Genomic DNA, 14,714 nt, shown 5'->3' on the forward strand with positions numbered 1-14,714 from the left:
CCGCCCATCGCCACGGCACACGACGACGATCTTCGTTACCGACCCGTTACCTTCGGCAGGGCCTCGGTAAACCCTACGGATCGATCGCACTCTCAGAGCTGGTGCTGGGCCCACTCAGTGCATTGCGCCCCGTACTGCTCCTCGCGGTCGACCGCGTTGTCGGTCCGGCCACTGGTCAGCCATCGGCGTTCGCCGTCACCGGTTTGGACGTATGTCATCCTGTACGACTCGAGATTTGCTCGGTCCTTGCGAACCTCGGATGCGTCCTCAACACCACGCCAGTAGCCGCGATCGGTGCAGAACGTGACCCGGGCCTCGTCCGGGCCGGTCTCCTCGACGCCCATGGCCTTGGCCCAGAGAGGACCCCTCGATGGGTTCTCGGCGTCCGTGACTTCGGCGGACGGCGCAAGGACCTCCTGGTAGTGCTTATCGGTGAAGAGGAACCGGCCGATCGGAATGATCGGGGTCCAATCGGTCTCGCTCCGCAGCCAATAGCTGAACACGAGACTCCGCCTGGCGGCAACGAGGTCTTCTGTCGCCGGCACCCCAGCAGGCTCCCAGGTGATCGGCAGTTCCTTGGTTCCGTCCATCGGCAGTTTCTGGTATGCCTCCTCGAAAGTCATCGCCGGCGCATCGCTACCTATCACACCTGGCGACGGCGATGCCCCCGGATTCGAGGGCGCATCGGTATCCGTGCAGCCTCCCGCTACAGCGCAGACCATCACGGCAACGACCGCCGCACCCCACCACTTCACTTCGATCCACCGTTCGCCGCTTCGGTCGTGAGGCCTTGTGCCCATGCGTAGCCACCCTGGTAGGACTCTGCTGCTTCGGTGGCGGCCTTGCCGACGGTGTCCAGGCCCCGATCACCCTTGTACTCCCGCCAGTCCACGATCTCCTCTTCAGCCCACTCTTCCATTGGCTTCAGATGGCCGCCCCGGTCGAAGAGGCTGTCGGGCAGGCCTTCGAGTCTGCCGCTGTACAGGAGCGCCGCTTCGGTGCCGGCAACCGCGGCGGCGCGGCTGCCGCCTAACATGGCGCCAACCTCGTACGTGACCCGGCCGCTACTGTCGATCTTCCCGCTCTCTTCGAGATCGCTGAGCACGTTGCCGGCGAATCCGTTGATCAGGTCGCTGGCGCCGGGCACTCGTGAGGTCGCCGCGCCCACGACCATCTCAGCGAGCGGGCCGGCGATCTTGTATCGGTCCTCGACGCTCGTGTTGTGTTTGTCATCCGACTCGGCGCTGGTCGCGTGTTGCTCCAGAGCCGCCCCGAAATCGACGGCGCCGAGCACACTGCCGTGGCGGTGCGAGATGACCTGCATCGCGTCCACGTTGGCATGGATGTCGGCGTCCGGGTTCAGACGACCGGCAAGGATGTTGTCGTACGTGCCAGCTGCATACACCGCCTCGGCCGCCGTTATGGTTCCGTGCGCGCCCTGATCCTTGCCGAGGTCGGCCAGAAAGCGCAACATATGGGTCTGATCGACCCGGAACGACTCGCTACCTGTCGGCTGCCCGGCGGCGATGTTCTCGTTCACGTCGACGATGTACGCCGACATGATCGTGCCTATCGAGTCCCGCAGCTGCGGCTTGATCAGATCCGTTTCCGCGAAGGTCTTCGTGTCCCCATTGTTCTCGCCGTTCGCGAGGCCCTCGGCTTCTTCGTCGACGTTGGTCTCGAAGATGATCGCCTCGACCAGGCGCCGCGAGTCCTCGCCGGGCTGACCGATCGTGGCACGTTCGAGGGCGGTGCCGAAGTCGTCGAGGGCGCTGCTCTTGTAATCGTCGCCGTGCCCAAGCACCTCGGCCGTCCAACCCGGCCCGCCAGGAGTATCCGCCGTCGGATTCCACTCCCGGTCGGTGAGCAGGTAGTCCAGCCGAGGAAGCCGCTCAATCGCGTGCCTCTCGCCTTGGGCGTCGGTGACACTGGTGTACTCGCTGACACCGGTGAGCAGGTCCCGGCCAGCCTCGCCGTTGCGAGACAGTGCGTCCATCAGGCCGTTCATCGGGTCGTACCCGGCGGGCGTCTTGTTGTCGTCGTGTCCTTGGGTCCAGTCAAGGCGCACGTTCTCCCCACGCGCCTCGCCCCACAGGTCGCTGCCCTTGCCCTGCTCGATCTCGAAGTCGACGATGTCTCCACCGATGGTCGACAGGAACCCGGAGTCGAAACCACCACTGTGCAGCAGCGGGCCGAGCAGCTGGTAACCGTAGACATCCTCCACGTACCGCATCGGGCTGGACGGGTCGCCGATGTCCATTCGGCTACGCCCGGCGGCCATCAGATCGGTGACCCATTGACTGGACAGCTCGTGCTGTCCGGGCACGTAAGTCTCGCCGCGTAGCCCGGTCGTGGCGCCGGTCTCGGTGGTCGCGGTCCCCAGCATCACTCCGAGGCCGTTCTGCAGATCGCGTACCAGATCAGCGGTGTTGTTGTTGAACAAGGCGTTGTCAGCGTCCTTGCCGGGGTAGTCGAGCTGGTAGGTGGCGAGGGTGCCGCTGAGTTCCAGCAGGCCCTTCGGCCCGAGAGCGGTGAGAAGATCAAAGGCGAAGACCTGATCCCTGCCGTACGTCTGGATAAGGTCCAGCAGTTCGTCGAACTCCGCGGCTGTCGGCTGGTACGCCGGGTCCTTGATCTTCCGCGCCAGCTCGGTGGCCCGGACGATCGCGCCGGGCGGGCTCGCCCCGAAACCGCTCTGGGCTGACGGCACGTTTTCGTTGATGATCCCGGCCGTCGCATCGTCCTGCGCCCGCGCGTACTCCACGACCGACCGCAAATCGTTGAGCAGCATTCCGGTCTCCCGGCCGGTCCGGTCCAGGTTCCCGCCCATGTACGCGGACGCGGGCGCAGTGATCGTCCCGGCCGCGGTATCCACGGTGTAGCCGCCCTGCTGGGCGGCTGCGACGATGCTCTCGGCCTGCTGCCGCAGCGAGCCCATCGCATACGCATGCTGATCCATCGCCTCCCGGATCCGCCGCGCCGGCCCGTAGGCGTTGCCCACTGCGGCGCTCACGGCGGCGGCCTCCTGCAACGTCGCGGCCGAACCCGCACCGCTCGGCCAGGCGAACGAGAAGTCACGAGTACCCCGGATCACCTGATCGGTGGCGTCGTCGATACCCCGCTCGAGTTGCCGCCACCGCTCTGCCGCCGCATGCCACGGGGCGGCGTCGAACGCCAGGAGAAGCTGCAGCGTCATCTCACTCATCAGACCACCTGCGATCCGCTGTGCCGCAACTCGTCAGCACCGGCCCGGTCGGTGACCTGATAGCTGTCAGCGGCATCCGTCATCGTCCGGCCGAGCCTTTCCACTCGGCCAGTCAGCCGGTCCAGACTCGCCGACCAAGCCGCCTCCGCGGCCTGCGCCGCCGTCCCGGCCGATGACCCGGGCTGAGCAGCAGGTGCAAGGCCGGTTCCGGCAGCCTTCATCGCCTCCAGCAACGTGACGGCGGCACCGGCGAGATCTGAACCCATGACACGCAGGGCCACCACATCGACCCCCAGTTGTCCCGGTTGCATCGACGCCCTCCCCCCGTCACGTTCCGCGATGCGCGCCTCTACCGGAACGTACGCCGGCATCGATGTCTCGGTTCGCCGAGCCGGTCCAGATTCTTCGGTCAGCTACCTGACATCGGCGTCAAGGCGGCCTTGGCGGTGCGGGCTGTGCCGGAGGTGGTCACCGGACCTGACAGCAGCCGGTGTCCCCGCGCCAACGCCTAACCTCGGACGTGCAGGCTGAAGCCTTTGCTGCCCGGCGCTTCCAGGTTCTCCTTCAACCGCAGCGACGGGATCTCGTAGTCGCCGAAGTTCTGACGCCGGAACGCGATCGGTTCGGTCGTCTCCAGGGACAGCAGTCGCTCCTGCCAGGCCTTCGCGACGTCCTCGAAGGCGCCGCCGGTGATCTTGTCGGTGCCGTACAACACGAACGGTGGCAGCACCTCCAGGCCCGGGTAGTACAGGATTCCGTGGTGGATCGGGAACAGCAGGTCCTCGATCGGGCCGTTGATCCCGCGGTCGGTGTAGTGGGACTCCGGGCCACCGACAGTCACCGACAGGAGCGCCCGCCGCCCCCGCAGCGTCCCCTCACCGAAACGCTCGCCGTAGTGGGTCTCGTCGTGCCGACCGACGCCGTACGCGAAGTGGAAGGAGAACACCCGGTCCACCCAGCCCTTGAGGATGGCCGGCATCGTGTACCACCACATCGGGAACTGGAAGATCACCGTGTCGGCCCACAGCAGCTTCTCCTGCTCGGCCGCCACGTCGAGGGTGAGCGCGCCGGCGTCGTACGCCCCACCCGAACTCGGGATCACTCGCAGCGGGCTCGTGGCGTGGGCACCGAAGTCAGCCGCGTCCACCACGGCCTTCCAGTTCATCGCGTACAGGTCGCTCACCCGCACCTCGTGCCCGGCGGCTTCGAGGGTCGACACGGCGATGTCCGTCAGCGCGCCGTTCAGCGAACGCGGCTCGGGATGGGCGTGAACGATGAGCGTCTTCATGGTTGTCCCCTTCAAAAGGCGTCTCGGTAGATTTTCGGCCGCCGGGACCACGGTCATTCAGGGGCGCCTCTTCCATCGGACCGGACTTCCTGGTACTGACAGGGCCACCTTCATGTGCGTCACCCGAGCCATACTGGCGGCATGGACGACCTGGCAGGCTTCCTGCGCACCCGGCGTTCCCGGGTCGACCCGGCCACCGTCGGCATCCCCACCGACAGCCGGCGCCGTGTCGAAGGGCTGCGTCGCGAAGAGGTCGCGCACCTGTCCGGAGTCAGCGTCGACTACTACGTGCGCTTGGAACAGGGCCGCGCCACCCAGCCCTCGGAGCAGGTCATCGACGCGCTCGTCCGGGTCCTGGGCCTCGACGAGACCGAACGCGGGCACCTGTTCCGGCTCGCCCGGCAGCGCCGTCCCCGCGCGAAGTCACCCAGTGGGCGCCTGCGGCCGGAGCTGCTGCGTGTCCTGGACCTGGTCACCGACGCGCCGGCCCTGATCATGGACTACCGGCTGGACGTGGTCGCCGGGAACCGTCTCGCCAGGCTCCTCTACGGCCGGGACGTGCCGGGTTTGAACACCGCCCGGCACCTCTTCCTCGAGGAGGCCGAGCGTGGCCTGTTCGCCGACTGGGAGAGTTGCACCCTCGACGTGGTCGGGCACCTGCGCCTGGCGGCCGGAAAATACCCCGACGACCCGCGCCTGGCCTCGCTCATCGGCGAACTGGCGATGGGCAGCGAGCGTTTCCGCCGCCTCTGGGCCCGTGCGGACGTGCGCGCCCGCACCCATGGACGCAAGGCGTACCGGCATCCGATGGTCGGGCTCCTGGAACTGCATCAGGAGAACTTCGCCCTGCCGGATGCCTCCGGCATGGAGCTGATCGTGTTGTCGGCAGCGTCCGGGAGCCCCGCTGAAGACGGACGGCGCCTGCTGGGCGCGCTGAGCGGGGACAGGGATAGCTACGGTGGGTTCGGGTGCGATCCGCACCCGAACCCACCACACGTCAGGCGATGGTGACGGCTGTCCAGGAGACCGCGGGCAGGTCGATGGTCAGGACGCCGTCGGTCAGCTTTGCCGAGTCGTTGGGGCGGGGCTTCACCCGGTCGGGGTCGGTCAGGGTGTTGGTCGCGTAGTGGTCGTCGTCCCAGATTCCTGTCGCGGTGGCTGAGGAGAAGTCGCCGAAGCTGGACAGGTCGATGGTCACCGTGGTGGCTTCGGTGGTGGAGCGGTTCTGCAGGAACAGCTGGACCGACGTGCCGTCAGTGGTGGCTGCCGCTGCCACGGCCGGGACGTCGCCGTACTTGGCGGTGGTGATGGAATCGACGTCGAGCGAGATGGAAAGAGCGGTGCCCTGGGCGGCGGCCGCGGTGATCGAGAACGGGTAGAACGTGGTCTGACGCCATGCCGGGCCGCCGGGCTCGGTCATGATCGGGGCGATCACGTTCACCAGCTGCGCCAACGAGGCCGTCGTTACGCGGTCGGCGTGGTTCAGCAAGGTGATCAGGAGGCCGCCGAGGGTCACCGCGTCGGCCACGTTGTAGACGTCTTCCAGCTGGCGTGGGGCGACCGGCCACTCGTCGATCGGGAAGGTGCCCTCGACCTCGTTCCAGCGGGTGAAGTACCAGACGTTCCACTCGTCGAACGAGATCTTGACCTGCTTGTCGGAGCGTTTCACCGCGGCCACGTGGTCGATGGTGGCCGCCACCGAGGCGATGAAACGCTCCATGTCGACGCCGGAGGCCAGGAAACTCGCGAGGTCGCCGTCGTACTCCTGGTAGTAGGCGTGGCAGGAGATGTAGTCGACGTCGTCCCAGGTGTGTTCCAGGACGGTGCGTTCCCACGTACCGAAGGTGGGCATGTCGCGGTTTGACGAACCGCAGACGACCAGCTTCAGGCGATTGTCGACCATTTTCATGGCCTTGGCGGTGCGGGACGCCAGCTTGCCGTAGTCGTCGGCGCTCAAGTGGCCCAGCTGCCAGTCGCCGTCCATCTCGTTGCCCAGGCACCACATCGTGACGCCGAACGGTTCGTCGCGGCCGTTCGCGCGGCGCTGGTCGCTGCGGGCGGTGCCGGACGGGACGTTGGCGTACTCGACCAGGGCCGTCGCCTCGGCCACGTTACGGGTGCCCAGGTTGACCGCCAGCATCAGGTCGCTGCCGACCAGATCGAGCCAGGTCTGGAACTCGTGCAGGCCGACCTGGTTGGTCTCGGTGGAGTGCCAGGCCAGGTCCAGGCGGCGCGGGCGGTTCTCCACCGGCCCGACGCCGTCCTCCCAGCGGTAGCCGGAGACGAAGTTGCCGCCGGGGTAGCGGATCGTGGTGACGCCCAGTTCCTTGACCAGCTCGACCACGTCGCGGCGGAAACCGTCGGGGCCGGCGCTCGGGTGGGCGGGTTCGTGGATGCCGTCGTAGACGTGCCGGCCCAGATGCTCGACGAAACCGCCGAACAGCCGGCGATCGACCTCGCCGATCCGGAACGCCGGGTGCAGGGTCAGACGGGCGTCACCCATGGTGCGACTCTCCTAGCTGGTGCTTACTGCCGAGCAGACGGTGGAAATCGGGGAACGGGTCGGCTTCGGGGCTCAGGCCCCGCGCAATCGTGAGCTTCACGGCCAGCAGTTGCAACGGGATGACGGCGGCGAGGACCGGCGCGCCGTCAGGGAGCAGGTCGCGGACGTCCAGGACGCGGGCTCCGAGGCCGTGAACGAAACCGGTCAGGGCGTCGGCTCGTTGGCCGCGCGGGTCCCGGTCGCCGACGATCACCAACAGGCTGGTGGGGGAGAGGCGGCGGTGCGGGCCGTGCAGGAACTCCTCGACGTCCCAGACCTCGGCCGGCAGCAGTGAGGTCTCCAGGATCTTCAGGGCGCCCTCGTCGGCTGCCGGGCGCCAGGAACCCCAGGTCACGATGTGTACGGCGGTCGGCGGGGCGGTGCCGATCAGCGCGTCGACGGTCGGGGCGGAGCGGTCGATCAGGTCGGACAGCAGGACGTCGAGGCCGGGGTGCGGGGCGAGTCCGGCGAGGGCCTGGAGGGTCAGGACCGTTGCGGTGAAGCCTTTGGTCTTGGCGCCGACCGGCTCGGGGCCGCAGCCGATGTCCAGAGTTACATGTCTGGGCGACGGCTGGCCGGACACCAGCAAGGTCTGCGACCCGGCGGCCTCAGCCCGGTCCAGCACCGCCAGCGTGCCGGTGCTGCGACCCGATTGGGACACCCCGACGACCAGCACATCGGGTCCCAGCTTCAACTCGGCATCGTGCAGCGCGTCCGACGGGATCATCACCCGCACCGGCACGGCGAAGGAGGCCGCCGCGATCCGGGCCGCGTGATACGAGGTTCCCGACCCGACGATCAACACCTTTTCCAGCAGCGGCGGTACGGGGGACAGCACGGTCCCGCGCGCGATCGCCGGCTGCTCCCGGATGAACGAAGCGACCGTCACGGCACCACCGAACCGAAGCGGACACCGACCGGGGCGATCGTGCCCACCGGCTCGGTCACGAGCGGATCTCCAGGCGCACCGTGCTGTCGCTCCATGCTCCGAGCAGGACGCGCTGGCCGGGTACGGTGTCGTGGCCGTGGACGTAGGAGTACGCCTCGCCGTCGTCGAAACTCGGCGGGAGTGTGTCGTCGTGACCTGTCACCCGTACCCCCAATCGGTCTTGATCTTGGTCCAACCGCACTGTCTCACCCCGGAGCCACCCGGTGCCAGCGATTGTCGGGTGCGCATCGACACCGGTGAGGGTGCCGTCGCCGAAGACCAGTTCCACCGCCACTCGGGTACGGGGACCGGTGATCCGCAGTTCCACGTCAGCACCGTCGTCCAGGAGTGTGACCTGTAGTTCCGTGGTCAGGGTCAGTGCCGAGAACGGACGCGCGGGGAAGTCCATCCGGGCGAAGAACCGGCTCTCGTCGGTCAGCGGATAGAGGCCGTCGGGGCGGCGGGAAGCCTGCGGCAGCGGCTGGTAGTAGCCACTGACCCGATCCTCGGACAGCACCAGCCGATCCCCGGTCACCTCCAGTGACGGGGGACGGAACGCCCCCAGCCCGAAGAACTGCGGAGCGACCCGCAGCGCGCGCAGTCGCGCCGTGCGATTGCGGACCTGGATGACTGTCGCGCTGTTGGACAGCCCGGAGGCGATCCGGCCGGTCGCCCGGGTGTCGGAACCGGCGAACACCGTGGTCGTAGTGGTGCCGGTGTGCTGCCGGACCAGGTTGACGGTGGGCCAGACGGTGCGGCCGCCGGCTCTTTCAGTGGCCACGGGCAGCGGGTCGAACAGGACCGGATCGACCAGGGCCTCGGCCAGATGCCGGGTGTACTCCAGTTCCCCGGTCACGCCCAGTGACGCCAAGCGGGCGAACTCCGGATCGTTGTCGGTCACCGCGAAACGGCGGAGCTGGCTGACATATGAATGCACGTGGAAGGTCTCGCGCTGGTCCTGGCGCCGGGAGTGCACGGTCACCACCTCGCCGTCGTCGTCGACGAGGCTGGTCAGGGTGCGCAGGTTGGCCCGTACCGGATCGAGTAGTTCCGGCCGGTTCAACAGCCGGGCCAAGGTGATCAGGGACGGGTTGGTGACGACCGAGGCGTAGATGGCGCTGCGTTCGGAGTAGAAGCCGTCCGCGTCGATGTCGACACCTTCGGCCAGCCACTCGTCGATCCGGTCCAGGAGCCGTTTGTCGCCGGTCACGTGGTGCAGGCCGGCCAGGGCGCTGGCCAGTTCCCAGCGGTGGTTCGGAGTGTGGACGCCGCCGGTCAGCATGGCCTCCACCGAGCGTTCGGCGATCTGTTTCAGCCGGAGCGCCACGGGGGAAGCGTTGTCCAAGATCTCAATGACCAGGCACACGTCGTTGAGAGTGAAGGCGCTGTCCGGCGGAGAGACCAGGTTGTCACCGTCGAAGAGCCCGGTCGGCCCCTGCAGACTCTCCAGGTGATCGAGCCACGGGTCGCTGGGAAGAGAAGCCAGGACCAGCGTCTTCACCGCCCGCATCGTCTCCCGGTGCGGCAGCCAGGGCACGACGTCCGGCAAGCCGGCGGCTTCCGCGTGCACCCCACGGAGCAGCAGATCGTGATAGTCCATCCGGATCAGTCCTTCAGGCCGGAGTTGAGGTCGGAACTCATCACATAACGTTGCGCCACCAGGAACATCGCCACCAGCGGAATGATCGAGATGATCGAGGCGGGCAGCAGCACCGTCCAGTCGATGTTCTCCGCGCCGATCAGCGACCGCAGCGCCACCTGCAGGGTGAACTTGTCCGGGTCGCCGAGCACGATCAGCGGCCAGATGTAGTCGTTCCACCGCCACTGGAAGCTGAAGATGCCCAGGGTGATCACGATCGGACGGGCCAGCGGCAGCATGATTCGGAAGAACACCGTCAGCTCGCGGGCGCCGTCGATCCGGGCTGCTTCCAGGAGCTCGTCCGGGACGGTCTTGTAGAACTGCCGGAACATGAAGATGCCGCTCGCGGTCAGGATCGACGGCACGATGATGCCGGCCAGGGTGTCGTAGAGGCCGAGGTCGCGGATCACCACGAAGGTCGGGCTCAGGATCACCTCGGTCGGCAGCATGGTGGTGGCCAGGATGCACATGAACAGCGCGGTCAGCCACCACGCCTTGTACTTGGCCAGGGCGTAGCCGGTGGCCGCGCTGACCACCACGGTCAGGATCGTGGTGATCGTCGCGACCAGCAGGGTGTTGCCGAAGTACAGCGAGAAGTCGACCCGGTCCCAGGCTTTGACGTACCCGGCGGTGGTCCAGTCCCGGGGCAGGATCGACAACGGGTAACTGAACAGTTCACCGCCCGGTTTGAACGAGCTGAGCAGGAACCAGGCGAGCGGGAAGAGGAACAGCCCGGCCAGCACCCACAGGGTCACGGTCGCCGGGGCGGAGACGGTCCGCCGGGTCCTAGATGTCACGGGTGGCCCTCTTCTCCAGACGGGTCTGCGCGTAGGCGACGATCAGCAGCAGCACCATCAGCACGATCGAGACGGCGCTGGCGTAACCGACGTAGGCGGAGTCGAAGCCGGTCTCGTAGATGTACTGGACGATCAGCCGGTTGGAGGTGCCCGGGCCGCCGCCGTTGAGCGCCTGCACCATGGCGAACTCCTTCATCTGCCCGATGATGCTGAGCAGCACGACCATGTACGACGTGGGCGCGATGGCCGGCAGGGTGATGTGCCGGAACCGCTGCCACGCGTTCGCCCCGTCCAACTGCCCGGCTTCCAGGTAGGAGACCGGCACGTTGCGCAGCGCCGCGATGAACAGCAGCATGTTGAACGCGGTGGCCGCCCACGCCGAGGCGACCACGACCACGGCCAGGGACAGGTCGGCGTTCGACTGCCACGGCACCGGGCCGAAGCCGAGCGTGCCGAGCAGGTAGTTGACGAAGCCGAAGCTCTCGCCGAACGTCCACCGCCAGATGACCCCGGTGACGATCGGTGAGATCAGCCAGGGCAGAAAGAAGATCACCTTCGCGGGGGTACGGCCTTTGGCGCGCTCGTTGGTCAGCAGCACCGCCACGCCGAGCGACATCACGTAGATCAGCGGCACCGAGCAGCAGACGAACAGCACCGTCCGCAGCAGCGAACTCCAGAAGTCGGCGTCGCCGGCCAGTTCGGTGTAGTTCTCGAAGCCCACGAAGTCGAGCGAGCCGATCCCGCGGTAGTCGGTGAACGAGTAGATCAGCCCGAGCGCTCCGGGCCAGACGAAGAAGAGGGCGAACAGCACCGCTGCCACCGCGGTCAGCAGCAGCGGCGCCACGGTGTAGCGGCCCGATTTGTGGGCTCTGGTCAACGGGTCCTCCGGTACCGTGCGCCGGCGGACCTGAGAAGGCCCGCCGGCGCGGCTGTCACTACTTGCTGTACTGCTTGGTGGTGTCGTCGCCGATCGCCTTGACCGTGGTCGCCAGGTCCTGCTCGCCGGCCAGGTACTTGATGGTCTGGTCCTTGAGCGGCTCGGAGTTCAGCAGCCGGCCCTCGTAGCTGTCGGCCAGCGCGGTGGTCGCCTGATAACCGGCGATCTCGTCGGAGGCGGCGATCTCGGCGTTGAACATCGCGAACGCGTCCTGGCTGGTCTTGTAGGTGACGCTCAGGCCCTCCTCGGCGGGCAGGAAGCCGGCGATCTGCGACAACTCGGTGTAGTTGTCCTGCCGGTACAGCCAGGACAGGAACTCCTTGGTCTCCTTCTCCACACCGGTGCCGTCGAACGCGACGATCCAGTTGGTGCCGATGTTGGTGGCGCGCACCGGCTGGGCCGGCATCAGCGCGGTGGTCCACTCGAAATCGGTGATGTTCTCGGCGAAGTCGGTGACCTGCCAGACCCCGGAGTAGTACGCGGCCACCTGACCGCTCTTGAACAGTGCCGACGGGTCGTCACCGGACACCCACACCGACTTGGGCATCACCTTGTCGTCGTTGAGGCCTTTGAAATACTCCAGGGCCTGACCGCCGGTGGCGTCGAGCGCGTAGGAACCGTCGGCCTGCTTCTGCACACCCTTGGAGCCGAACTGGTAAAGGAACGAGCGCAGCCGGTGGGCGGAGCCGTCCATCACCATGCCGTACTTGGCGCCGGTGGCCGCCTGCACCTTCTTGAGGGCGGCGACGTACTCGTCCCAGGTCCACGGCTTGTCGTCGATCCCCGGGTACTTCACACCGGCCTTGTCGAACAGTGTCTTGTTGAGGAACAGGCCGACCGCGGTCAGGTCGCTGGGCAGCGCCTGCACCTCGTCGTCGGCGTTGCGGACCAGCAGCGACGGCAGCACCTTCTCCTTTTCGGCGATGTCGCTGAGGTCCTGCAGGGCGCTCTGCCAGAGCGGGTCGACCTCGGAGGCGCGAGCCAGGGCGGGCAGGTTGTTCGCCTGGGCGCCGCTGCGCAGCCGGGTGGTCAGGTCGTCGTAGGGCACGTCGACGATCTCGACGTGGACGCCGGTCTCCTTCTCGTACTTGTCGGCCATGGCCTGGTAGCCGCCGCCCTGGCTGGCGTCGCCGGAGAGCAGGAACTGCAGGGACTTGGCGCCGGCCGCGTCATCGGAACCGGAGCAGCCGCTGAGGACAAGGGCACCGGCGAGCAGTGCTGAAATCAAGGAGTACTTGCGCATGCTGACCTCTCGGAAAGTCCTGGGGCCTCATTTGTTATCAGTCTGATGAGAAAGCCCTCAAGGCCTCTGACCTGGAATTAACGCAACTTAACGACCGCGAAACCTGGGAAACAGCCTCTTGAACGGAGCACGCAAGTCGTGGTTTCATCTCGCATTGATGACAAAGGGCGGGGAGGGCTGAGATGACCAGAGGGACCACACGAACCGCTACGACCAAGGTCGTCACGGACATCAACCGCACGGCCGTGCTCGACACCCTCGAACAGCGCGGACCGCTGACCCGGACGGCCCTGCGCGAACACACCGGCCTGAGCCCGGCGACCGTCGACCGGCTCTGCTCGGCCCTGCTCGACGAGGGCCTGATCGAACGGTCCGGCGTCACCGCGTCCCAGGGCGGACGCCCGTCCACCCTGTTCCGGTTCGCCGGCGAGCGCCGGGTCATCGTCGCCGCCGCGATCGCCGCCGACGGTCCCCGCGGCATGCTGGTCGGCGTCGACGGGTCGATCGTGGAACGCGCCGTCCGCCCCGCCGACGGTGATCAGCTCGACAGCGCCCTCGACCTGATCGCGCACCTGCTCGGCCGGGCCGCCGCCACCGGCCGGTCCAGCCTCGGCGTCGCCCTGTCGGTCCCCGGAGTCGTCGACGCCGAGGGCCGGGTCTCCAACTCGGTCGAACTCGGCTGGCAGCGCCTCGCCGTCGGCTCGGTGATCGAACACCGGTTCGGCCTGCCCTGCCTGGTGGAGAACGACGCCAACGCGATCGCCGTCGGGGAGTGGACCCAGGGCGCCGGAACCGGCACCGACAGCCTGGTCGCCGTGGTGCTCGGCATCGGTGTGGGCGCCGGCCTGGTCTCCGGCGGCCAGCTCGTGCGCGGCGCCCGGTCCGGCGCCGGCGAGATCGGCTACCTGCTCACCGGCCGCGACTCGCTCAGCCGCCTGTTCACCCGGCAGGGCGACCTGGAATCCCGCATCTCCGGTGATCAGCCCACCGACGAGGTCCTCGACTACCTGGCCCTCGCGATCGCCGCCCTGGCCAGCGTCTTCGACCCGGAGATGGTGATCCTGTCCGGGCGCCTGCCGGAGAAGTCCATCGTCCCCGCGCTGGAACAGCGCCTGACCGGCCGCATCCCGTTCGTCCCGCAGATCACAGCCGGCAAGCTCGGTGCCGACGCCGCTCTGCTCGGCGTCGCGGAGTTGCTGGCCCGCCGCACGAAGGGCTCCGTCTACCTTGCCTAGTACCTCCACGATCGGCGTCGACGTCGGCGGGACCAAGACCCACATCGCCGTCGTCGAGGCCGGTGCTCGCCGCGACGTGCTGGTCCCGTCCGCCGACTGGCGGCGCGGCCAGCTCTTCGACGACCCCGGCAACCTCACCCGGCTGGTCGAACTGATCACCGCGACGGTGCCCGGCCCGTACCGGATCGCGGTCGGCCTGCATGGTCTGGACACCGACGAGCAGCGCGCCAACGCCGTCGGCGAACTCACCCGGCGGCTACCCGGCAGCGTCCACGTCGTCAACGACGCGGAGCTGCTCGGACCCGCCGCCGGGCTCACCGAATGTCTGAAACTGATCGTCGGCACCGGTGCCATCGCCCTCGGCACCACCGACGACGGCACCCTGCTCGCCGCCGACGGCCACGGCAGCCTGCTCGGCGATGTCGGCAGCGGGCCCGCCCTGGTCCGGGAGACCGTCCGGGCCGGTCTGCGGCTCGCCGACACGCACAGCCCGGAGGCGGCCCTCGACGATCCGGCGATCGCGCTGCTCTGCGCCGCCTACGGCACGCCCACCCCCGGTGAGCTGGCCGTCGCGGTGACCGCGGACGACCCGTACCACTGGGGCCGGCACGCACCGCTGGTCTTCGACGCCCTGCACCGCGGCTCGCGGCTCGCCGCCACCGTCCTCGACCAGGCCGCCGACGCACTGGCCGGCAACCTGGCCGCGCTGCGCCGCCGGGGCGCGCGCGGTGACGTGGTCGTCGGCGCCGGTGGTGTGCTCACCGCCCAGGGTGAACTCCAGTCCCGTCTCACCGCCCGTCTGAGCGTGCGCGCCCCCGGTCTGACGCTGCGGGTTCTCGCCACGCCGCCGGTCGACGGGGCCCTGGTGCTCGCTGACCGACTTTGATCAAGAAAGACTCT

Annotated in this window: 13 protein-coding genes; 3 read left to right on the top strand and 10 right to left on the bottom strand. The window is 67.9% G+C overall.

What is annotated here, in order from left to right:
• Nucleotides 1–92: 92 nt before the first annotated feature.
• The 4 genes from BLU81_RS04615 to BLU81_RS04630 form a co-directional block, all read right to left on the bottom strand.
• A complete protein-coding gene (locus tag BLU81_RS04615; protein ID WP_231954162.1) occupies nt 93–800 on the bottom strand; it encodes a hypothetical protein in 708 nt (235 codons plus the stop codon).
• A complete protein-coding gene (locus BLU81_RS04620; RefSeq protein WP_092541918.1) occupies nt 752–3,205 on the bottom strand; it encodes a DUF6571 family protein in 2,454 nt (817 codons plus the stop codon). Before BLU81_RS04620 ends, BLU81_RS04615 begins: the two co-directional genes overlap by 49 nt.
• Entirely contained in the window at nt 3,205–3,516 is a 312-nt protein-coding gene (locus BLU81_RS04625; protein WP_092556590.1) for a type VII secretion target, read from the bottom strand. Before BLU81_RS04625 ends, BLU81_RS04620 begins: the two co-directional genes overlap by 1 nt.
• Before the next feature lie 197 nt (nt 3,517–3,713).
• Nucleotides 3,714–4,493, bottom strand: coding sequence for an NAD(P)H-dependent oxidoreductase (locus tag BLU81_RS04630; RefSeq protein WP_092541920.1), 780 nt, complete (start codon nt 4,491–4,493; stop codon nt 3,714–3,716).
• A gap of 141 nt (nt 4,494–4,634) precedes the next feature.
• Here BLU81_RS04630 and BLU81_RS04635 point away from each other — a divergent pair, with 141 nt between their 5' ends.
• Nucleotides 4,635–5,504, top strand: coding sequence for a helix-turn-helix transcriptional regulator (locus BLU81_RS04635; RefSeq protein WP_092541922.1), 870 nt, complete (start codon nt 4,635–4,637; stop codon nt 5,502–5,504).
• Here the strand turns inward: BLU81_RS04635 and arfA are convergent.
• The 6 genes from arfA to BLU81_RS04665 are packed head-to-tail and all read right to left on the bottom strand — an operon-like array spanning nt 5,491 to nt 12,579.
• Nucleotides 5,491–6,996, bottom strand: a complete 1,506-nt coding sequence (arfA, locus tag BLU81_RS04640; protein WP_092541924.1) for an arabinosylfuranosidase ArfA — start codon at nt 6,994–6,996, stop codon at nt 5,491–5,493. The genes BLU81_RS04635 and arfA overlap by 14 nt on opposite strands.
• Complete coding sequence (locus BLU81_RS04645; protein ID WP_092541926.1) at nt 6,989–7,924, bottom strand: SIS domain-containing protein; 936 nt, start codon at nt 7,922–7,924, stop codon at nt 6,989–6,991. The genes arfA and BLU81_RS04645 overlap by 8 nt, the downstream gene beginning before the upstream one ends.
• Nucleotides 7,925–7,979: 55 nt before the next feature.
• The gene (locus BLU81_RS04650; protein ID WP_092541928.1) at nt 7,980–9,563 is read right to left on the bottom strand and encodes a hypothetical protein; all 1,584 of its coding nucleotides are present in this window, start codon (nt 9,561–9,563) and stop codon (nt 7,980–7,982) included.
• A 5-nt stretch (nt 9,564–9,568) separates the two neighbouring features.
• Nucleotides 9,569–10,399, bottom strand: coding sequence for a carbohydrate ABC transporter permease (locus BLU81_RS04655; RefSeq protein ID WP_092541930.1), 831 nt, complete (start codon nt 10,397–10,399; stop codon nt 9,569–9,571).
• Nucleotides 10,389–11,276 carry a carbohydrate ABC transporter permease gene (locus BLU81_RS04660; RefSeq protein ID WP_231954163.1) on the bottom strand — a complete coding sequence of 296 codons (888 nt, stop codon included), beginning with the start codon at nt 11,274–11,276 and terminating at the stop codon, nt 10,389–10,391. Before BLU81_RS04660 ends, BLU81_RS04655 begins: the two co-directional genes overlap by 11 nt.
• A 58-nt stretch (nt 11,277–11,334) precedes the next feature.
• Complete coding sequence (locus BLU81_RS04665) at nt 11,335–12,579, bottom strand: ABC transporter substrate-binding protein (RefSeq protein WP_092541934.1); 1,245 nt, start codon at nt 12,577–12,579, stop codon at nt 11,335–11,337.
• Between the two features lie 182 nt (nt 12,580–12,761).
• Between BLU81_RS04665 and BLU81_RS04670 the strand changes: the two genes are divergently transcribed.
• Nucleotides 12,762–13,814: an ROK family transcriptional regulator gene (locus BLU81_RS04670; protein WP_092541936.1), complete on the top strand. Its 1,053-nt coding sequence runs from the start codon at nt 12,762–12,764 to the stop codon at nt 13,812–13,814.
• Nucleotides 13,807–14,700, top strand: a complete 894-nt coding sequence (locus BLU81_RS04675; RefSeq protein ID WP_092541938.1) for a hypothetical protein — start codon at nt 13,807–13,809, stop codon at nt 14,698–14,700. The genes BLU81_RS04670 and BLU81_RS04675 overlap by 8 nt, the downstream gene beginning before the upstream one ends.
• Nucleotides 14,701–14,714: the final 14 nt, after the last annotated feature.

This window comes from Actinoplanes derwentensis (assembly GCF_900104725.1).
Lineage (GTDB): Bacteria > Actinomycetota > Actinomycetes > Mycobacteriales > Micromonosporaceae > Actinoplanes > Actinoplanes derwentensis.